The 19,510-nt window shown below is 72.8% G+C and carries 20 protein-coding genes; 8 read left to right on the top strand and 12 right to left on the bottom strand.

The features are described 5' to 3' along the window. From GA0115233_RS30525 to GA0115233_RS30510, 4 genes are all read right to left on the bottom strand, one after another. A partial coding sequence (locus GA0115233_RS30525) for an ATP-binding protein (protein WP_176711997.1) occupies window positions 1-1,381 on the bottom strand: 1,381 nt, incomplete at its 3' end. A 38-nt stretch (window positions 1,382-1,419) separates the two neighbouring features. Further along, a complete protein-coding gene (locus GA0115233_RS30520; protein WP_093723550.1) occupies window positions 1,420-1,770 on the bottom strand; it encodes a UBP-type zinc finger domain-containing protein in 351 nt (116 codons plus the stop codon). Beyond that, entirely contained in the window at window positions 1,767-3,209 is a 1,443-nt protein-coding gene (locus tag GA0115233_RS30515; RefSeq protein ID WP_176711998.1) for an ATP-binding protein, read from the bottom strand. The genes GA0115233_RS30520 and GA0115233_RS30515 overlap by 4 nt, the downstream gene beginning before the upstream one ends. Before the next feature lie 34 nt (window positions 3,210-3,243). Next, window positions 3,244-4,920 carry an FAD-dependent oxidoreductase gene (locus GA0115233_RS30510; protein ID WP_093723548.1) on the bottom strand — a complete coding sequence of 559 codons (1,677 nt, stop codon included), beginning with the start codon at window positions 4,918-4,920 and terminating at the stop codon, window positions 3,244-3,246. Between the two features lie 238 nt (window positions 4,921-5,158). On the opposite strand from GA0115233_RS30510, the gene GA0115233_RS30505 reads away from it, so the two are divergent. Continuing rightward, window positions 5,159-5,896 carry an SDR family oxidoreductase gene (locus tag GA0115233_RS30505; protein ID WP_093723547.1) on the top strand — a complete coding sequence of 246 codons (738 nt, stop codon included), beginning with the start codon at window positions 5,159-5,161 and terminating at the stop codon, window positions 5,894-5,896. A gap of 70 nt (window positions 5,897-5,966) precedes the next feature. On the opposite strand, the gene GA0115233_RS30500 is transcribed toward GA0115233_RS30505, so the two are convergent. Continuing rightward, the gene (locus tag GA0115233_RS30500) at window positions 5,967-6,848 is read right to left on the bottom strand and encodes a sigma-70 family RNA polymerase sigma factor (RefSeq protein ID WP_093723546.1); all 882 of its coding nucleotides are present in this window, start codon (window positions 6,846-6,848) and stop codon (window positions 5,967-5,969) included. A 1-nt stretch (window position 6,849) separates the two neighbouring features. Beyond that, window positions 6,850-7,203 carry a VOC family protein gene (locus tag GA0115233_RS30495; protein ID WP_093723545.1) on the bottom strand — a complete coding sequence of 118 codons (354 nt, stop codon included), beginning with the start codon at window positions 7,201-7,203 and terminating at the stop codon, window positions 6,850-6,852. A 60-nt stretch (window positions 7,204-7,263) separates the two neighbouring features. On the opposite strand from GA0115233_RS30495, the gene GA0115233_RS30490 reads away from it, so the two are divergent. Next, complete coding sequence (locus GA0115233_RS30490; RefSeq protein ID WP_093723544.1) at window positions 7,264-8,139, top strand: universal stress protein; 876 nt, start codon at window positions 7,264-7,266, stop codon at window positions 8,137-8,139. Window positions 8,140-8,141: 2 nt separating this feature from the next. On the opposite strand, the gene GA0115233_RS30485 is transcribed toward GA0115233_RS30490, so the two are convergent. Genes GA0115233_RS30485 through GA0115233_RS30475 form a run of 3 tightly spaced genes read right to left on the bottom strand, consistent with a single transcriptional unit; the run spans window position 8,142 to window position 10,841 of the window. Then, the gene (locus tag GA0115233_RS30485; protein WP_093723543.1) at window positions 8,142-9,383 is read right to left on the bottom strand and encodes a DUF4032 domain-containing protein; all 1,242 of its coding nucleotides are present in this window, start codon (window positions 9,381-9,383) and stop codon (window positions 8,142-8,144) included. 47 nt (window positions 9,384-9,430) lie between these two features. Next, window positions 9,431-10,177 carry an MBL fold metallo-hydrolase gene (locus GA0115233_RS30480; RefSeq protein ID WP_093723542.1) on the bottom strand — a complete coding sequence of 249 codons (747 nt, stop codon included), beginning with the start codon at window positions 10,175-10,177 and terminating at the stop codon, window positions 9,431-9,433. Between the two features lie 37 nt (window positions 10,178-10,214). Continuing rightward, on the bottom strand, window positions 10,215-10,841 hold the full coding sequence (locus GA0115233_RS30475; protein WP_093723554.1) for an alpha-ketoglutarate-dependent dioxygenase AlkB: 627 nt from the start codon (window positions 10,839-10,841) through the stop codon (window positions 10,215-10,217). Between the two features lie 115 nt (window positions 10,842-10,956). On the opposite strand from GA0115233_RS30475, the gene GA0115233_RS30470 reads away from it, so the two are divergent. Further along, window positions 10,957-11,583, top strand: a complete 627-nt coding sequence (locus GA0115233_RS30470) for a TetR/AcrR family transcriptional regulator (RefSeq protein ID WP_093723541.1) — start codon at window positions 10,957-10,959, stop codon at window positions 11,581-11,583. A gap of 17 nt (window positions 11,584-11,600) precedes the next feature. After that, the gene (locus tag GA0115233_RS30465) at window positions 11,601-13,274 is read left to right on the top strand and encodes an FAD-binding dehydrogenase (RefSeq protein ID WP_093723540.1); all 1,674 of its coding nucleotides are present in this window, start codon (window positions 11,601-11,603) and stop codon (window positions 13,272-13,274) included. 82 nt (window positions 13,275-13,356) lie between these two features. Here the strand turns inward: GA0115233_RS30465 and GA0115233_RS30460 are convergent, their stop codons facing one another. After that, window positions 13,357-13,704 carry a DUF488 domain-containing protein gene (locus tag GA0115233_RS30460; RefSeq protein ID WP_093723539.1) on the bottom strand — a complete coding sequence of 116 codons (348 nt, stop codon included), beginning with the start codon at window positions 13,702-13,704 and terminating at the stop codon, window positions 13,357-13,359. A gap of 59 nt (window positions 13,705-13,763) precedes the next feature. Here GA0115233_RS30460 and GA0115233_RS30455 point away from each other — a divergent pair, with 59 nt between their 5' ends. From GA0115233_RS30455 to GA0115233_RS30445, 3 genes are read left to right on the top strand one after another with little or no spacing between them, the layout of a single operon-like run. Continuing rightward, entirely contained in the window at window positions 13,764-14,519 is a 756-nt protein-coding gene (locus tag GA0115233_RS30455; RefSeq protein ID WP_093723538.1) for a L,D-transpeptidase family protein, read from the top strand. 17 nt (window positions 14,520-14,536) lie between these two features. Beyond that, entirely contained in the window at window positions 14,537-15,232 is a 696-nt protein-coding gene (locus tag GA0115233_RS30450) for a response regulator transcription factor (protein ID WP_093723537.1), read from the top strand. Continuing rightward, window positions 15,229-17,052, top strand: a complete 1,824-nt coding sequence (locus GA0115233_RS30445; protein ID WP_093723536.1) for a sensor histidine kinase — start codon at window positions 15,229-15,231, stop codon at window positions 17,050-17,052. Before GA0115233_RS30450 ends, GA0115233_RS30445 begins: the two co-directional genes overlap by 4 nt. Here GA0115233_RS30445 and GA0115233_RS30440 read toward each other — a convergent pair. Next, window positions 17,009-17,287: a WhiB family transcriptional regulator gene (locus tag GA0115233_RS30440; protein ID WP_093723535.1), complete on the bottom strand. Its 279-nt coding sequence runs from the start codon at window positions 17,285-17,287 to the stop codon at window positions 17,009-17,011. The two genes, GA0115233_RS30445 and GA0115233_RS30440, sit on opposite strands and share 44 nt — an antisense overlap. 134 nt (window positions 17,288-17,421) lie before the next feature. Beyond that, window positions 17,422-18,636 carry a saccharopine dehydrogenase family protein gene (locus GA0115233_RS30435; RefSeq protein ID WP_093723534.1) on the bottom strand — a complete coding sequence of 405 codons (1,215 nt, stop codon included), beginning with the start codon at window positions 18,634-18,636 and terminating at the stop codon, window positions 17,422-17,424. Window positions 18,637-18,755: 119 nt separating this feature from the next. Between GA0115233_RS30435 and GA0115233_RS30430 the strand changes: the two genes are divergently transcribed. Then, complete coding sequence (locus GA0115233_RS30430) at window positions 18,756-19,463, top strand: TetR/AcrR family transcriptional regulator (RefSeq protein ID WP_093723533.1); 708 nt, start codon at window positions 18,756-18,758, stop codon at window positions 19,461-19,463. The last annotated feature ends 47 nt before the right edge of the window (window positions 19,464-19,510 follow it).

Here is a 19,510-nt window from a genome sequence, read left to right as displayed (position 1 = left end):
ACCGGGTCAGGGCGACCGCCCGGTGCGCCGCCCCGGCGTGCGCCGCCGCCGAGGAGGCGCGCAGGGTCAGCGCCACCCGGTCCACGCCCTCGCCCGACGGGCGTGCGGACGGATCCACCGACGGCCACAGGTCCAGGGCGGTCTCCAGGTGCCGCAGCTCCTCGGCGGGGGCGCCGACCCGGGCGGCGTGGTCGGCGGCCTCCAGGGAGGCGGCGAGCGCCTCGGCCGGGTCGTGGCTCTCGCGGTAGTGGTGGGCGCGCTCGGCGGCGGTCTCGGCGCGCCGGGGCCGGGCGGCGAGCAGCCGGGCGAACGCGCCGTGCAGCCGGGACCGTTCGCCGGGCAGCAGATCGGCGTAGACCGCCTCGCGGGCCAGGGCGTGCCGGAAGGCGTAGGTGTCTCCGTCGCCGGGGACCAGCAGTTGGCGGCCCACCGCCTCGCGCAGCGCCGACTCCAGCTCGTCCGCGGGGATGCCGACCGTCTCCCGCAGCAGGTCGTGCTCGACCCGGCGTCCGGCGACCGCGGCGGTGCGCAGCACCTGCTGGGCGGTGTCGGACAGTTGCTCGAAGCGGATCAGCAGGACGTCGGCGAGCCCGCTGGGCACCCCGCCGGCCTCGGCGTCGGTGGCGGCGAGGAGTTCCTCGGCGTAGAAGGCGTTGCCCTCGGCGCGCTCGACGATCCGCCGGACCGTGGTGTCCGGCAGCGGCCGTTCCTCCAGGGCCCGTACGAGCTGGGCGACCTCGGCGTCGGCCAGCGGCCGCAGCTCCAGGCGCTCCACGGCGGGCAGCCGGACCAGTTCCGCCAGCAGAGGGCGCAGGGGGTGGCGGCGGTGCAGGTCGTCGGCGCGGTAGGAGGCCAGGACCGCGACCCCGCCGGACGGCCGGTGCAGCACGCCCCGGCTGAGCAGGAACCGCAGCAGGTCCCGGGAGGACTGGTCGGCCCAGTGCAGGTCCTCCAGGACCAGCAGCAGCGGGGCCGCGTCCGCGAGGTCCGTCAGCAGCGCGGCCATGCCCTCGAACAGCCGCAGCCGGGAGTCGCGGGCGGTGTCCGCGGCGCCGCCCAGCATCCGCTCGACCACCGGATGTGCCGCCAGTACCGGCGCGAACCGCGGGTCACCGGCCAGCACCCCGAGCACCTCGGTGAACGGCAGGTACGGCAGACCGACGTCGCCCAGGTCGACACAGTGCCCGGTGAGCACGGTCATCCCGTCGCGTGCGGCCCGCGCGGAGACCTCGTCCAGCATCCGGGTCTTGCCGACACCGGCGTCCCCCGCGACCAGTACGGCCCGTGCCTCACCGGCCCTCGCCCGCTCCAGCACGCCCAGGAGCCGGTCGAGTTCCTGCGTGCGGCCGATGAGCGGGGCGGAGGTCACGTTCTGTGTCACTGGCCAATCCTGCCAGACGAGCCGGAGCGGTCACGCGGTCAGGCGCCCCGCAGCACCTGCGCCCAGTTGCCGGGCACCCGGCCCGCGGGCCCCGGGGAGGGCTGCTCGGCCGGATGGCTGGCCGGGGGCGTCAGTTCCGGTCCCGACTCGTAGAGGTCGGAGGCGCTGTAGTCCCAGAACCAGCCCTCGCCGGGCTCGAAGCTCTGCACGATCGGATGCCCGGTGGCCCGGAAGTGCGCGGTGGCGTGCTTGCCGGGCGAGGAGTCGCAGCAGCCGATGTGCCCGCACTGGGCGCACCGCCGCAGATGGAACCACCAGCCGCCGGCCTCGTCGCACTCCACGCAGCCGGTGCCGCTCGGCGGGACGCTCGGGTCGATGCCGTCGGTCATGGGCTCTCCTCGGGGTTCTCGTGGTCCGCGGCGGTGAGCGGGAGCAGCACCTGGAAGCGGGTGTCGCCCGGCTCGGACTCGACCTGGAGCGCGCCGTGGTGCTTGTTGACCACGATGCGCCAGGAGATGTCCAGACCGAGCCCGGTGCCCTCGCCCACCGGCTTGGTGGTGAAGAACGGGTCGAAGATCCGGCCGCGGATCTCCGGCGGGATACCGGTGCCCGTGTCCCGGAACTCCACCAGCAGCCGGTCGTGGTCGGCCGCCGTCCGCACGGTCAACGTCCCTTCCCCGCCCGCGCTGTTGACGGCGGCGACCGCGTTGTCGACGAGGTTCGTCCACACCTGGTTGAGCTCCGCCGGGTAGGCGGGGATCTCCGGGAGCGTACGGTCGTAGTCCTTGACGACCTTGATCCGCGGGCCGATCTTCCCGGCGAGCATCATCAGGGTGCTGTCGAGGAGTTCGTGGACGTCGACGGTGCGGAAGGGGGCGCGGTCGAGCTGGGAGTACTGCTTGGCCGCGTCGACCAGGTTCGACACCCGGGTGGTGGAGTCCTCGATCTCGCTCATCAACAGCTCGGTCTCCACCGTGTAGTTGAGCCAGCCGACGGCGCCCGGCAGGACCTCCTCGGGCACGGTCGCCGCGACCTGCTCCAGCCAGTCGATGTCGAGCCCGGCCTGCACGAAGGTCGGGGCGAGCCGCCAGCCGTCGGGGATGCCGTGGTCGTCCAGCCAGTCGGTGAGCGTGTCCTCCCGGTCGGACGCCTCCAGCGGGCTGAGCGCGGGTGCCTTGCCGACGAGTTCGGCGGTGCGCTCCTGGATCTCGATCAGCCCGGCCAGTTGCTCCCGCGGATACGGGGCGGAGGCGATCAACGCCAGCTTGTGCCGCATCTTCGCCACCCGTTCCCGCAGCGTGGCGGTCGCCCGGACGGCCGCGGCGGCGGGGTTGTTGAGCTCATGGGTGAGCCCCGCGGACAACGAGCCGAGCGCCAGCAGCCGTTCGCGCTGCCCGATGACCTGCTGGGTGTTCTTGGCACCGAAGAACAGGCCCTCCAGCAGATGCACGGCCATCGGGAACCACTCCTGCATGACGGCCGCGAAGGTGTCGGCGGGCAGCACGAAGAACCGGGTCGGTTCCGTCACCCGCATGGAGTTGTTGTAGACCTGGCGCGCCCGGTCGCCGAGGTAGGCCTGCATCGCCCCCGAGTACACCCCGCGCTGGGAGCTGCGGATCACCTCGACGTCGTCCCCGCCGACCCGGCGGGAGAGCACCACGGTGCCCTCGATCATGACGTAGAAGCAGGTCGCCGGAGCCCCCTCGGTGTAGACCGGGCCCGGCTCGAACCGCTCCACCCGTCCCTCGGCGCACAGTCTGCCGAGCTGCTCGGGGGAGAGCTTCTCGAACAGGAACAGCGAGCTGATCTCCGCCGGGCTGCACGGCATGGGCATTCCGCTCACGACTGCTCCTGACATCCGTTCACGACTGCTCCAGATAGCGGTGGACGAGCATCACGGCCATCGCCCCCTCGCCCACGGCGGAGGCGACGCGCTTGGCGGACTCGGCGCGCGCGTCACCGGCCACGAACACCCCGGGCACATTGGTCTCCAGGTGGTACGGCGGCCGGTCCAGCTCCCAGTCCGCGGGGGGCCGCCCGTCGGGGGTGAGGTCGGGCCCGGCGAGGATGAAGCCGTTCGCGTCGCGCAGCACGGTGCCGTCCAGCCAGTCGGTCAGCGGGGCCGCGCCGATGAACACGAACAGCCACTGGGCGTCGACGAGTTCGCTCTCCCCGGTGTCCACGTCGCGCAGGGTGAGCTGCTGGAGGTGGCCCTCGCCGTGGGCGGAGTCCACGACGGTGCGCGGGCGGACGGAGATGTTGGGCGCCTCGTTGATCTGCTGGATCAGGTAGTGCGACATGGACGCCGACAGATCGGCCCCGCGCACCAGCAGCGTCACCGACTTGGCGCCCTTGGACAGGTACATCGCCGCCTGCCCCGCGGAGTTGGCGCCGCCGACGATGTACACGTCGTGCCCCTGGCAGGAGGGCGCCTCGGTGAGCGCGGAGCCGTAGAAGACGCCGCAGCTGGTCAGTTCGGCGCAGCCGGGCGTCTGAAGGCGGCGGTAGGACACCCCGGTCGCCAGGATCACGCTGTGCGCGGCGATGGCCGAGCCGTCGGAGAAGCGGACGATCCGCGCGGCGCCGCTCACCTCCAGCGCCGTGACCTCGCGCGCGGTGAGCACCTCGGCGCCGAACTTGGCGGCCTGGCGGCGGGCCCGGTCGGTGAGCTGGGCTCCGGAGACCCCGTCGGGGAAGCCCAGGTAGTTCTCGATGCGGGAGCTCTGACCGGCCTGCCCACCGGTGGCCGACCGCTCCACCAGCACCGTCCGCAGCCCCTCGGACGCCCCGTACACCGCGGCCCCGAGCCCGGCCGGGCCGCCGCCGATCACCACCAGGTCGTAGAAGTCGGCGGCCGGCGTGGTCGCCAGGCCCACGTGCGCGGCCAGCTCCGGCACGTCCGGTTCGACCAGCGCGGTCCCCTCCGGCGTCACCACCAGCGGCAGCCGCCGCCCGTCCGCCCCGGCGGCGGCCAGCAGCCGCTGCCCCTCCGGCTCGTCGGAGGAGTACCAGCGGTAGGGGACCTGGTTGCGGGCGAGGAACTCCCGTACGTCCGAGGACCGGGCCGACCAGCGGTGCCCGACGACCTTGGTGGCGGGCACCGGCCGGTGGTCGCTGCACCGCCAGGCCTCCAGCAGGTCGTCCAGGACCGGGTAGAGCTTCTCCTCCGGCGGGTCCCACGGCTTGAGCAGATAGTGGTCGAGGTCGACGACGTTGATCGCGTCGATGGCCGCCCCGGTGTCGGCGTACGCGGTGAGCAGGACCCGGCGGGCGCCCGGGTGGATGTCCATGGCCCGTTCCAGGAACTCGATGCCGTTCATCTGCGGCATCCGGTAGTCGGCCAGGATCACGGCGACGAACTCGCCGCGCAGCTTCAGCTCCCGCAGCGCCTCCAGGGCGGAGTCGCCGGACTCCGCGCGCACGATCCGGTACTGCTCGCCGTAGCGTCTGCGCAGGTCGCGGGCGACGGCGCGGGAGACCCCCGGATCGTCGTCCACGGTCAGGATGACGGTCCGCGCCGAATCGGCGGCCTGTGCCATGCGTCTCCCACCCCGAGTGGTCGCGTGTCCCGGCCCGGCGACGAGCCGCCGCCGTGCCGACAGTGGCCATCGTATGTTCGATCGAGTCGCTTCGCTCAGATATGCCGGACGCCGCCGCGGGCCCGGCTGTCACAGATCCGGCAGCTGCCCTGTCCTTCTGGTGTGCGCGCCCGCGCACCGGGCTCCGGCGCAGGTCGCCGGGGCCGCGAGAAAGCGGAACGGCTTACGGAGACAGATGATGAAGATCGTCGTGATCGGCGGTACCGGGCTGATCGGCTCGCAGGTGATCGAGCTGGTGAGGGCCAACGGCCACGAGGCGGTGCCCGCCGCGCCGTCCACGGGCGTGGACACCCTCACCGGCGAGGGGCTGGAGCAGGTGCTCAAGGGCGCCGACGTGGTGGTGGACGTGTCGAACTCGCCGTCCTTCGAGGCGGATGCGGCGCTGGACTTCTTCACCCGCTCGGCGCGGAACCTGTTCGCCGCCGAGCGGGAGGCCGGGGTGCGCCACCACGTGGGGCTGTCCATAGTCGGCGTGGACCGGGTGCCGGACTACGGCTACTACCTGGCCAAGGTCGCCCAGGAGGACGCGGTGCGCACCAGCGGGGTGCCGTACAGCCTGGTGCGTGCCACGCAGTTCTTCGAGTTCGTCGGCCCGGTGATGGACATGTCCACGCAGGGCACCGAGGTGCGTCTGCCGTCCCTGCGGCTGCGTCCCATCGCCTCCTCCGAGGTGGCGGCCGCCGTCGCCGAGGCGGCCCAGGGCGAGCCGACGAACGGCATCCGCAATATCGCGGGACCCGAGATCCACGGCCTGGACCGGCTCGGCGAGCTGACCCTGGCGGCCAGGCCGGACGGCCGCACGGTCGTCACGGACGAGACCGCGAGCCTGTTCGCCGGCATGCCCGACGTGCTCACCGGCGACGGCGCGGTGGACGTGTCGGCCGTCCGCTACGAGGACTGGCTCAAGCAGCACTGACATGAGGTGAGGGAGGGGGCGCCGCCGGTGCGGTGCCCCCACTTGTCCAGGCCCCGAGCCGGGAGCGGTTCTAGGCCCCGAGCCGGGAGCGGTCATAGGCCCGCAGCTTCTCGGGCGCGATGACCCAGTACATGGCGTCGATGCCGTCCGGCCCCGTCGTGATGTCGACCAGGGCCACGGTCCGCCCGTCGACGTCGAGCCGCAGACAGGGCCGCCCGTTGGCCTCGGCCACCGAGTACTCCGCGTCGGGGAAGAACTTGTGCGCGAAGACCGTGACCCGGGCCGAGCGCTCGGCGCCCACGATCTCCACCTGCGCCACCCCGCGCAGCCCGTTGCCGTCCGCGTAGGTGACCACATCGGCGGACAGCACGCTCTCCAGCGCCGCCACGTCCCCGTCCCGCGCCGCGGCGACGAACGCGTCCAGCAGCCGCCGGTGCTGTGCGGTGTCGACCGGTTCCCGGCGCCCGTCGGCCAGCCGCTTGCGGGCCCGGCTGACGATCTGCCGGACATTGGCCTGGTTCAGCTCCAGGAACTGGGCGATCTCGCCGTACCCGTAGTCGAAGGCCTCCCGCAGCACGTACGCCGCCCGCTCCACCGGGTTCAGCTTCTCCATGACCAGCAGCACGGCCAGTTCCAGCGCCTCCCCGCGCTCCGCGCCGAGCTGCGGGTCGGTGCCGGTGTCCACCGGCTCCGGCAGCCAGGGCCCCACGTACGCCTCCCGGCGCACCCGCGCCGACTGGGCCACGTTGATGGCCAGCCGGGTGGTGGTCTTCGCCAGGAACGCGCCCGGGTCCAGGACCGGCTCCCGGTCGGCCCGTTGCCAGCGCAGCCACACCTCCTGCACCACGTCCTCGGCCTCCACCACCGAGCCCAGTACGCGGTAGGCGATGCCGAAGAGCCGGGGCCGCAGCCGCTGGAACGAATCGGCCGCAGCCGTCAGCGAGCCGTCCATGTCAGCGGCGCCGCGAGGACAGTACGCAGAACTCGTTGCCCTCGGGGTCCATGAGCACCGTCCAGGACTGCTCGCCCTGGCCCACGTCCGCGCGGCGGGCGCCGAGGGCCAGCAGCCGTTCGACCTCCGCCCCCTGGTCGTCGGGGCGGAAGTCGAGGTGGAGGCGGTTCTTGACGGTCTTGGCCTCCGGGACCGGGGCGAACAGCAGGCCCGGCAGCCGGTCCGGAGCGGGGCGGATCTCGAACTCTTCGGGGGAGTCGTTCACCACCACCCAGCCCAGGGCCTCGGCCCACCAGCTCCCCAGGGCCACCGGATCGGCCGCGTCGACGTTGAGTTGCTCCCACTCCAAGGTCATGAAGTCAGCGTAGTGAAGACTGGGGACCCGAACAGGAACGCGACCCAGGGAGGCAGCCGCATGACGCGCCCGATCACGGCAGGATTCGACGGAACCGAGGAGAGCCTCGCCGCACTGGGCTGGGCGGCCCGCGAAGCCGTGCGGCGGGGGCGGGCGCTGCGTGTGGTGCACGCCTGGCGGTTCCAGCCGTTGGAGGCCGTCGAGGGCGCCGACCCGGACACCCAGGCCCAGTGGGCGGGCGAGGCGGTCCAGCAGGTCGCCCGCGACCTCGCCGCCAGGCACCCCGGGCTCGATGTGACGGCCGACGCGCTGGAGGGCGGCCCGGTCGACACCCTGGTGGCCGCCGCCGTGGACGCCGAGATGCTGGTGCTGGGCTCGCGCGGGCACGGCGCCGTGATGGGCTTCCTGGTCGGCTCCGTCGGACAGCAGGTCATCGTGGAGGCCGAGCGGCCGGTCGTGCTGGTGCGCGCCGGGGACCAGCCCTCCCACGAGGTCGCCGGGCACGAGATCGTCGTCGGTCAGCAGGGCGAGCCCGAGGACAGCGCCGCCGCGCTGCGGTTCGCCTTCGAGACGGCCGCCGCGCGCGGCGCCACCGTGCGCGCGGTGCGCGCCTGGACGCTGCCCCCGCTGTTCTCCTACAGCCCGTCCTCCCTCAAGCTCCTGGACGATGCGGGCGGCCTGGAGCCGTACGAGAAGAAGGCGCTGGCTTCGGCGCTTGAGCCGTGGCGGGAGCGGTTCCCGGACGTGCACGTGGTGGAGCACGTGGAGATGGGCAGCGCGGGACAGGTGCTGCTGTCGGTGGCCGCACGCGCCCAGCTGATGGTGGTCGGTCGGCGCGCCCGGCGTACGGCCGTCGGCGCCCGGATCGGCTCGGTCGCGCACGGTGTGCTGCACCACGCGAACTGCCCGGTGGCCGTGGTGCCGCCCGCCTCCTGACCTCAGCCGGCCTCGGGCTCGGTCGGCTGGAGCGTCTCGCGCGCCTTGGGCAGGACGTTCTCGATGTAGTCGGCGACGGCCGTGTCGAGCCCGATGTCGTGCTGCGCCCGCTCCGACATGTACCAGCGGTGCTCCAGCAGTTCGTGGTAGATCTCCGCCGGGTCCATCGAGCCGCGCAGTTCGAGCGGGACCGCGCGGACCGTGGGCCGGAACACGTCCCGCACCCAGCGGTGGGCGAGGACCTCGGGGCGGGCGGCGAGCGGGTCGCCCGGGGCGTAGTCGTCCTGGGTGGCCATCCAGCTCTCCAGGTCGTTGAGCAGCCGTCGGGCCTGGTTCTCCTCGGTGTCCAGGCCCGTCAGGCGCAGCAGTTGGCGCTGGTGGTGGCCGGCGTCGACGACCTTGGGCACGAAGGTGACGGTGTCGCCGTTGGAGGAGTGCTCGATCTGCATCTCGGCCACGTCGAAACCGAGGTCGTTCAGGCGGCGTATGCGGCGCTCGATGTAGTGGTACTTCCCGGCCGGGTACACCGAGGTGCGGGTCAGTTCCTGCCACAGGCCCCGGTAGCGGGCGCATATCTCGGTGCCGAACTCGATGGGGTCGACCGAGGGGTGCAGCGCGCCGGACGCCTCCAGGTCCAGCAGCTCGCCGCTGATGTTGACGCGCGCCAGGTCGAGGTCGTAGTCGCGCTGGCCGTTGCTGAGCTGCGGGTGCAGGTCTCCGGTCTCGGCGTCGACGAGGTAGGCCGCGTAGGCGCCGGCGTCGCGCCGGAAGAGGGTGTTGGACAGCGAGCAGTCCCCCCAGGCGAACCCGGCCAGGTGCAGCCGCACCAGCAGCACCGCCAGGGCGTCCATCAGCCGGTGCATGGTCGCCGGGCGCATCGTCGTCTCGAACATCGAGCGGTACGGCAGGGACCCGCCCAGGTGCCGGGTGATCAGCACCGGTTCCAGGGGCGTGCCCTCGTCGTCCAGGCGTCCGGTGACCACGGCGAGGGGGTCCACGGCGGGGATGCCGATGCGGTCCAGGTCGCGCAGGAGTTCGTACTCGCGCAGCGCGGGCCGCTCGGCCAGCTCCTTCACGGCGATGACCTCGTCGCCCGCGCGGGCGTAGCGGACCACGTGCCGGGAGATACCGCGCGGCAGCGGCACCAGATACTCCTCCGGCCACTCCTCCAGCGGCAGATGCCAGGGCAGTTCCAGCAGGAGCGCGGGGTGCTCCGGGTTGGTCGCGCTGATCTGGAGGGCCATGGCCGGGGTGTCCTCGTCTCGCCGTGCGGGGTGATCGTCACCTCACCCTAGACGGCACGCTCCCGTGCCTGAAGTGCCGATTCACCCAGTGGACCGCGGTGCGCGGGACCGTGGCCGGGCAGGAACAGATCGCCGTCGAGGGCGCCGAGCACCTCAAGGGAGGCGAGGGCCCGGGCGCGCTCGCGGTGGAACATGTCCGGCAGCAGGTGCGGACCCTTGTGCGGGGACGTCGGATGGCCGCTGACCAGGGCGTCCCCGGAGATGAGCAGGCCCTGGTCCGGGAGGTGGAAGGCGCAGTGGCCGTCGGTGTGTCCGGGGGAGTGCACCGGCACCGGCCGCCCGGGGAGGTCCAGCGGGGCGCCGAGGGCGAAGGCCTCGGGCTCGGCGACCGGCACGTGCGCGGTGCCACCGGAGCGCAGGGCGTGCAGCGCCCACGGCAGCACGCCCGGCCGCCAGCTGTTGCGCAGCACCGTGCCGACGGACACCTGGTGCAGGAACTCCCGCCGCGCGTGCGGCACTTCGGCCTCGTGCAGCAGGATGCGCGTACCGTGCCGGGCGCGCAGGTACTCAGCCGACCCGAGGTGGTCGTTGTGGGCGTGTGTGATCAGCACCGCCGCGACCGCCTCCGGTGAACTCCCCACCTCCGCAAGGGAGGCGAGCAGCAGTTCCCGGTCGCCGGGGTACCCGGTGTCGACGAGGGTGACGGCGTCCCTCTCGGCCAGGATCACCCAGTTGGTGTGGGAGCCGTGCACGAGATAGGTGCCGTCGGTGACTTGCCGCATGTCCACGCGCATGCGGACAGCAAACCAGAACCGTCGGCGGGCCGGGTGTTCAGCGCACGCCCCGCGGCCGGAACTGGATGCTGATCCGGGGCCCGGTCGCACGGGAGGTCTTCGGAATCGCGTGCTCCCAGGTGCGCTGGCAGGAGCCGCCCATGACGATGAGGTCCCCGTGCCCCAGCGGCCGGCGAACGCTCTCGCCGCCGCCCACCGGGCGCAGCAGCAGGTCCCTGGGTTCGCCCACGGAGACGATGGCGACCAGGGTGTCCTCCCGCGCGCCCCGGCCGATCCGGTCGCCGTGCCAGGCCACGCTGTCCCTGCCGTCGCGGTAGTAGCACAGGCCCGCCGTGGTGAACGGCTCGCCCAGCTCCCGCGCGTAGTGCGCGGTGAGGGCGTCCCGTGCCTCGGTCAGCACCGGATGCGGCAGCGGGTCCTCGGCGCCGTAGAAGGCGAGCAGCCGGGGTACGTCGACGACCTGGTCGTACATCTTCCGGCGCTCCGCGCGCCAGGGGACCTCGGCGGCGAGCCGTTCGAACAGCGCGTCCGCGCCGCCGAGCCAGCCGGGCAGTACGTCGATCCAGGCGCCGCGGCCCAGGCCGGTCCGCGTGACGCCGTCCAGCGGGCCGAGGCGCAGTTCGTCCGTCTGGTCGAAGAGGGAGCCCTGGAGGTGCGTGCTCATGCGCTCCAGCGTACTCCGCATTCGAAAATCTGTTCCAATCAGGCCGGGTGGTGCACGGCTCTTTCGATGCATTGGTGTATCGGATACATTCCCGTATCGAACGAAGGAGCGGTCCATGGTGGCGGAGCGGGCGGGACGGCGTGTGACCAGACGCCGGGTACGCACCCGCGCCAATCTGCTCGACGCCGCGTTCCAGGTGTTCGCCGCCAAGGGGTTCGGGCGGGTGTCGATCGAGGAGGTCTGCGACGCCGCCGGCTACAGCCGCGGCGCCTTCTACTCCAACTTCGCCAGCCTGGACGAGCTGTTCTTCGCCCTCTACCAGCAGCGCGCCGACCTGATCGCCGAGCAGGTCGCGGGCGCGCTGGCGCAGGACGGGCCGCGCCTGGACGTACCGCAGTCCGTGGACCGGGTCACCGAGGTACTGCTGCTCGACGTGGACTGGCTGCTGGTCAAGACGGACTTCCTGGTGCACGCCGCCCGGGAACCGGCCGTCGCCCAAAGCCTGCTGGAACACCGCGAGCGGCTGCGCGCCGCCATCGCCGACCGGCTCGCCCGCGCCACCGGGCACACCGAGCTGCCCGCCGTGCTCGGCGGCATCGACGGCGCCGCCCGCGCGGTCGTCGCCGCCTACGACGGGGTCACCACCCAACTGCTGCTGGACAAGGACGTCGACAGCGCCCGCGCCTGGCTCAAGCAACTGCTCACCGCCCTGCTGACCGACGGCAGCGGCACCCCCGATTAGAGGAAGGGAACGGTCGCATGGACGCTGACGTCATCGTCGTCGGAGCGGGCCTCGCGGGCCTGGTCGCCGCGCACGAACTCACCAGCCGGGGCCGCCGGGTGGCCCTGGTCGACCAGGAGAACGCCCGCAACCTGGGCGGCCAGGCGTTCTGGTCCTTCGGCGGGCTCTTCCTCGTGGACTCCCCCGAGCAGCGGCGGCTGAAGATCAAGGACTCCTTCGAGCTGGCCTGGAGCGACTGGCAGGGCAGCGCCGGGTTCGACCGCCTCGACGACGAGGACTCCTGGGCGGTGCGCTGGGCGCGCGCCTACGTCCAGTGGGCGGCGGGGGAGAAGCGGTCCTGGCTGGAGGGGCACGGCATCAAGTTCCTGCCCACCGTCGGCTGGGCCGAACGCGGCGACCTCAGGGCCCACGGGCACGGCAACTCCGTGCCCCGGTTCCACATCGCCTGGGGCACCGGCACCGGCGTGGTCGAGCCCTTCGTCGAGTACGCCAAGCAGGCGGCGCGCGACGGGCTGCTGACCTTCCACCACCGGCACCGGGTCGACGAACTCGTCGTCGAGGACGGACATGCCCGGGGCGTGCGCGGCACCCTGCTCGCCGAGGACGACTCGGCCCGGGGAGTCGCCTCCAACCGCGACCGCGTCGGCGACTTCGAACTCACCGCACAGGCCGTCGTCCTCACCACCGGCGGCATCGGCGGCGACCACGACATCGTCCGCCGCTACTGGCCCGAGCGGCTCGGCACCCCGCCCGAGCGGATGGTCACCGGCGTCCCCGCCTACGTCGACGGCCGGATGCTCGACATCAGCGCGGCCGCCGGCGCACGGCTGGTCAACCGCGACCGCATGTGGCACTACACCGAGGGCCTGCAGAACTGGGACCCCATCTGGCCGGGCCACGGCATCCGCATCCTGCCCGGACCCACCTCCATGTGGTTCGACGCCCTCGGCCGCCGCCTGCCCGAACCCTGCCTGCCGGGCTACGACACCCTCGGCACCCTCAAGTACCTGCGCACCACCGAGGACATCGCCGGGTACGACCACTCCTGGTTCATCCTCACCCAGAAGATCATCGAGAAGGAGTTCGCGCTCTCCGGCTCCGAGCAGAACCCGGACATCACCGCCAAGGACCGGGCGGGGTTCCTCAAGGAGCGCATCCTCGGCAAGGGCGCGCCGGGACCGGTGGACGCGTTCCTGCGCAAGGGCGCGGACTTCGTCACTGCGTCCACGCTGGAGGAACTCGTCGAGAAGATGAACGGACTCACCGACAAGCCCCTCCTCGACGCGGCCGAGGTGCGCCGCCAGATCGAGGCCCGCGACCTCCAGCTCGGCAACACCTACAGCAAGGACGCCCAGGTCCAGGGCATCCGCAACGCCCGCCGCTACATCGGTGACCGTCTCGGCCGCGTCGCCACCCCGCACCGCATCCTCGACCCCGCCGCGGGCCCGCTGATCGGCGTCAAGCTCCACATCCTCACCCGCAAGACCCTCGGCGGCATCCAGACCGACCTCGACTCCCGCGCCCTCGGCACCGACGGCCAACCGCTGGAGGGCCTCTACGCGGCGGGCGAGGTGGCCGGGTTCGGCGGTGGCGGCGTCCACGGCTACAACGCCCTGGAGGGCACCTTCCTCGGCGGCTGCCTGTTCTCGGGACGGGCGGCGGGCAGGGCGGCGGCACAGCAGGTCGGCTGAGCCTGCCACGCCGGGGCGTCAGCCCAGCAGCCGCGCCAGGACGGCGGCACAGCAGGTCGGCTGAGCATGCCACGCCGGGGCGTCAGCCCAGCAGCCGCGCCAGGACGGCCGCGTGACTCTCCTGAGGGGTCTTCGCGGCCGTCAGCAGCGTCACCGGCCCCTTCGCCGCCCACGCCCGCACCTGCTCCAGGAGTTCGGCGGCCTCGGGAGCCGCCAGTTCCGCCTCGTAGCGGCCCGCGAACTCCTCGTACGAGCCCTCGCCCGCGTGGTACCAGCGGCGCAGTTCGGTCGACGGGGTGAGGGCCTTGGGCCACTCGTCCACGTGGGCCGCCTCCTTGGACAGGCCGCGGGGCCAGAGACGGTCGACCAGGACGCGCGTGCCGTCGTCCGGCTCGGGGGGTTCGTAGACGCGGCGGATGCGGATGCTCACGATCGGTCCTCCTGCGCGACTCTGACGGGTTCCAAACAAGTGTCCGTCAAGGTCGAGGCATGATCACGCCGAACCCCCGGGCCAGTACCTTCCTGATTGCCGCGTTCCTGCTCGCCGGATGCGGGGCCGAGACGGTCCGGCCCGCCGCCGAGGCGCCCGCGCGGCAGCAGCAGGAACGGCCGCAGCCGCAGTCGCCGGCCCCCGCCCTCACCCTCGACGTGGCCCCGCAGCAACTGCCCGGACTCGGGCCGAAGACCTGGGCGCAGGTGCCGTCCGGGACCCGCCAGGCACTGGTCGTGACCGGGCGCGGCAAGGACTTTTCGACCTCCCGGGCCGTCCTCTACCGGCGCACCGACGCCGGCTGGGAGGCCGTCGGTGAGAGCTGGCCCGCGCACAACGCGCTGCGCGGCTGGACCGACCACCACACGGCCGGGGACCTGCGCTCGCCGATCGGCGTGTTCTCCCTCACGGACGCCGGCGGACGGCTCCCCGACCCCGGCACCCGGCTGCCCTACGACCACGGCCCCGCCTTCACCCTCAGCGGCACCGGCTTCGAGGGCGAACCCCTGGCGGGCTCCTTCGACTACGTCGTCGCCGTCAACTACAACCGCAAGCAGGGCACATCGCCGCTGGACTGGACCCGCCCGCTGGGCGAGAAGCGGGGCGGCGGCATCTGGATCCACGTCGACCACGGCGGCCCCACGCAGGGCTGCGTGAGCCTGCCGAAGGAGCACATGAGAGCGCTGCTCCGGGCCCTCGACCCCGATCTGAACCCCGTCGTCGTCATGGGCGACCGGGCCTCCCTGTCCCGCTGACGCTTAGGATCCGCCGGGTGTGTGCACATGTGCTGGTCGCCGAGGACGACGAGATGCAGGCCGAACTGATACGGCGCTCCCTGCTGGCGGAGGGCCACACCGCCACCGTCGTCCACGACGGCCCCGCGGCGCTGGACGCCGCCCGCAGACTCAGCCCCGACCTGGTCGTCCTGGACCTGATGCTGCCCGGCATCGACGGCTTCGGCGTCTGCCGGGTGCTGCGCCGGGACGACGACATCCCGGTGCTGATGCTCACCGCCCGCTCCGCCGAGGACGACGTCCTGCTCGGTCTGGAACTGGGCGCCGACGACTACATGACCAAGCCGTACAGCCCGCGTGAGCTGATGGCCCGCATCCGCACGGTGCTGCGGCGCAGCGGACGCGGCGCGGAACGGCGCGAGGACCCCGTGGTACGGGCCGCGGGCCTGGCCGTCGACCCCGTACGGCACGAGGTGCGCTGCGATGGGGAGCCGGTGGAGACCACACCCGCCGAGTTCCAGATCCTGCTCGCCATGGCCGCCGAGCCGGAGCGGGTGTTCTCCCGGCGCCAGCTGCTGGAGTGCACCCGGGGCACGGACCGGGCCTCCACCGAACGGGCCGTGGACGTGCACATCATGAACCTGCGCCGGAAGATCGAGGCCGATCCGCGGCGCCCGGCCCGGCTGCTGACGGTGTTCGGCGTCGGCTACAAGCTGAGCGGCGGCCGCGCATGAGGTCCGGCATACCGCTGCGCAAGCGGCTCCTGGTCCGGCTGCTGATCACCTCCGTGCTGATCGCGGTGTGCTCGGTGGCGGCCACGGCCTGGCTGGCGGTGGAGACCACCACCCGCGCCCTGCGCGAGGAACAGGGCCAGGTCCTCGCTGACGACATGGACGTCCTGAACGAGCTGAGCGGCTACGCGGCCACCCACCCCGGATGGAAGGGCGTCGAGGGCACCCTGCGCGAGCTGTCCGCCCGGATCGGCCGACGCATCGCCCTGACCGGCGGCCCCGGCCGCGAGGTGATCGCCGACTCGGCGGCCCCCGGCACCCCGCTGCCGCCGCGCGCCGCCGCCACCGTCGACCCGCTCAACGTCGACACCCACACCGACCGCGGCGCCCAGCGCGACGGTATCGATCCCCGGGTCGTCGGCCCGTACCGGCTGCCGAAGGCCGAACGCGATCGACTCGACGTGCTCGCCGACAAACGACGTCTCTGCTTCGACCGCTACGGCGTCCAGGCGACCGTCGCACGTACCCCGAGCGGCCGGCCGGTGCTCACCGACGACGACGGCAGCACCCTCGACTACGTGCCCGTGGAGTGCGCCGACGGACTGCTCAACAACCCCACACCCACCGAGAAGAAGGCACTGGACGACCTCACCGAGCGCGCCCGGGAGTGCCTGGACGGGCGCGAACTCGACGTCCCCGGCCCGCTGGCCTACTTCGTGGACGACCGGGGGCCCGCCGTGGACAGCCGGTACGTGCTGGGCAAGCTCCCGACGGGGGCGAGCGACCGGCGCCAGGCGCAGGAGTGCACCGACCAGGCCCTGCGCGCCCAGCTCGACCCCTACGTCGCCCCGCCCGCCGACCTGTACCTCGGCATCGGGGACCGCCCCGCCGTGCGCTTCGACCTGTCCCCGGCCAACTGGTCCAAGGTCGCCCTCGCCACCGGCCTGGTCCTCGCCGTCACGGTCGCGGTGACCGCGGTCGTCGCCACCCGCCTGGTACGGCCGCTGCGCGCGCTCACCGAGGCCGCCCAGCAGCCGCCGGACCGGCACGTCCGGGTGCCCGTCACCACCCGCGACGAGACCGGCATCCTCGCCGCCGCCTTCAACGAACTCACCGACCGCCGCGCCAAACTGGAGGACCAGCGCAAGGCCATGGTCAGCGACATCGCGCACGAACTGCGCAGCCCGCTGACCAACATCCGCGGCTGGCTGGAGGTCACCCGCGACGGCGTGGTGGCACCCGAACCAGCCCTGCTCGCCTCCCTGCACGAGGAGGCGGTCGTCCTCCAGCGCGTCATCGACGACCTTCAGGACCTCGCCGACGCCGACGCCGGCACCCTGCGGCTGCACCGCGAGCCGGTCCGCGCCGACGAACTCCTCGACCAGGTCGCCGCCGCCCACCGCGTCGCCGCCGACGCGGCCGGTGTCACCCTGCGCACCGCCGCCGACGGCACGCCCTGGCTGGACGCCGACCCGGTCCGGATGCGGCAGGCGCTCGGCAACCTGGTCTCCAACGCCCTGCGCCACACCCCGCCTGGCGGCACTGTCACCCTGGCCGCCCGCCGTGAGGACGACGAGGTCGTCCTGGACGTCACCGACACCGGCACCGGGATCGCCGCCGACGAACTGCCGCACGTCTTCGACCGGTTCTGGCGCTCGGAGAAGTCCCGCAGCCGCCGCACCGGAGGCAGTGGCCTCGGGCTGCCCATCGTCCGGCACCTGCTGGCCGCGCACGGCGGCACGGCCGAGGCGAGCAGCGAACCCGGCAGCGGCTCGGTGTTCACGCTCCGGCTGCCGGCCGGGGAGGCACCCCAGGAGGACTGAAGGCCGGCGCCCGGCGCCGCAGCGCCAGCCGTTCGACCTCGCTCGTGCCGCCCCACACCCCCACGGCCTGCCCGGTCTCCAGTGCCCAGCGCAGACACCGCTCGCGCACCGGGCACCGTCCGCAGACCGCCTTCGCCCGCGCCGTCTGGATCAGGGCCGGGCCGGAGGTGCCGATCGGGAAGAAGAGATCGGGATCCTCACGGCGGCATGCGGCACGGTCGCGCCAGTCGTCCATCGAAGTCACCTGCGATCGAAGTCGTACGTGCCCTTTCGGATGCTTTACTCCCTTTCGGGGCACCTGTCGATACGCGACTTCGGGTCATCTGCCGGTGCGGGAGTGAAACCGCTGGTGCCGGACCGCCCCTCGGGTCACTGCTCGCGCAGGCCCCAGGGAGTGCCGTACTCGGTCAGCAGGTCCAGGAACGGGTGGGCCGGGAACGCCTCGGGGCCGAGCACCCCGGAGCCCGACCAGGCGCCGGTGGCGAGGAGTTCGAGCGCGACGACCGGGTTCACGGCCGTCTGCCACACCACGGCCTGGCTGCCGTACTCGGCCATCGACCACTCGTTGTCGACGACGTGGTACAGGTACACCTCGCGCGGCGCCCCGTCCTTCGTTCCCCGCACCCAGGTGCCCGCGCAGGTCTTGCCGCGCATCCGGTCGCCCAGGGTCGCCGGGTCGGGCAGACAGGCGGCCACCACGTCCCGGGGCGAGACCTTCACGGGCCCGTCGGGACCCGGCACGGTCACCGGCTCGGTGCGGTCCAGGCCCAGCAGGTGCAGGGTCTTGAGCGTGTTGACGAACTCCTCGCCCAGGCCGTACTTGAAGGTGACGCGGCGCGCGTCGACCCAGCGAGGCACCAGCAGCACCTCCTCGTGCTCGACGTTCACGCACTCCACCGGGCCGATGCCCTCGGGGAAGTCGAACACCTCGGGCTCGCTGAAGGGCTCGGTGGTGAACCAGCCCCGGTCGGCCTCGTAGACGACCGGCGGGTTCAGGCACTCCTCGATGGTGGTCCAGATGCTGAAGGAGGGCGCGAAGTCGTAGCCGTCCACGGTGAGATTCGCGCCGTCGCGGACACCAATCTCCTCGATCTCGTCGAAGAGTTCGTCGGCCGCGTACCGGGCGAAGACGTCCGACAGGCCCGGCTCCACACCGATGCCGACCAGGGCGAGCAGGCCGTCCTTCGCCCAGTCGTCGGCCTCGGCGAACTGCTCGTCGCCGAGCTTGACCCCGCACTGCGCGTACGGGCGCTCGGGGTGCGGGCGCGACAGCGACATCGCCATGTCGAGATAGCCGGCCCCGGCCGCCCTTGCCGCCCGGAACAGCGGCATCACGAAGCGCGGGTCGGTGGCGTTGAGCAGCACGTCGCAGGAGTGGCGGCGCAGCAGCTCGGTCACCGCTTCCTGGTCGCCGGCGTCGATGCGCTCGGCGGTGAAGCGGGGGTCGCCGACGTGGGCGACGGCCGCCTCGGCCCGCTTCGGGTCGTAGTCGGCGACCACCATCGCCTCGAAGAACGGGCGGCGGGCGGCGATACGGGTGACGGCGGTGCCGACACCGCCGGCGCCCACGAGCAGTACACGCATGATCGAGAACTCCCTGCTGGAGGTGGCGGAACGAGGGGCCCCTGGGAGAGATACAACGCCCGCCCCTCGGTTAAGGTCAATGGCGTTGGCATAAGCCGAACGGGTGAGAGGGAGCGGGCATGCCCAAACCGGTGGTCCCCGAGGAGAAGCGGCGTCGGCGCCGCCCGACCAAGAGCGGCACCGTGCTGTCCGAGGCGCTGATCGTGGAGACCGCGCTGCGGCTGCTGCGTGAGCACGGCAGCGCCGGGCTCACCGCCCGCCGCCTGGGCCTGGCCCTGGACGCCGACCCGAGCACCCTGTACCGCTACTTCCGCGGCATGGACGACCTCACCCTCGCCATAGGCGACGCGCTGATCGGCCAGGCCCTCAAGGGCTGGCGGCGCACGGGAGAGTGGCGCGCCGACCTCAAGGAGGTGGGCCTGCGCATCCACGCCGCCTACGTCTCCCACCCGCAGGCCGCCCTGCTCACCACCAACCGTGTCACCGGCCGCGCCAACGAGCTGGCCGCCGACGAGGCCGTCCTGGACGTCCTGCGCACCGCCGGATTCCCACTGCCGGAGACGGTGCGGATCTACCACGCCTTCATCGACCAGACGCTGGCCTTCGCCGCCCTGGACGCCGCCTCCCTGGCCCTGCCCAGCGCCTCGCAGCGCGCCGACGAGGAGATGTGGCGCTCGACGTACGCCCGGCTGCCCCGCACCAGCCACCCCCGGATCGCCGAGGCCGCGCCCCTGCTGGCGACCCGCATGGTGACCAGCGCCTACCCGACGGCCCTGGAGATGCTGCTGGACAGCGCCGAGGCCCGGCTGGAGGCCGTCACCGACTGACTGCGGGAGGCGAACCCACCCCGCGCGTGGTGCCATGGGCTTAGGTA

The sequence above is a fragment of the Streptomyces sp. DI166 genome, assembly GCF_900091315.1.
GTDB lineage: Bacteria > Actinomycetota > Actinomycetes > Streptomycetales > Streptomycetaceae > Streptomyces > Streptomyces fuscus.
Note: the sequence above shows the minus strand (reverse complement) of the source record. Positions and strands in the feature narration are given on the sequence as shown.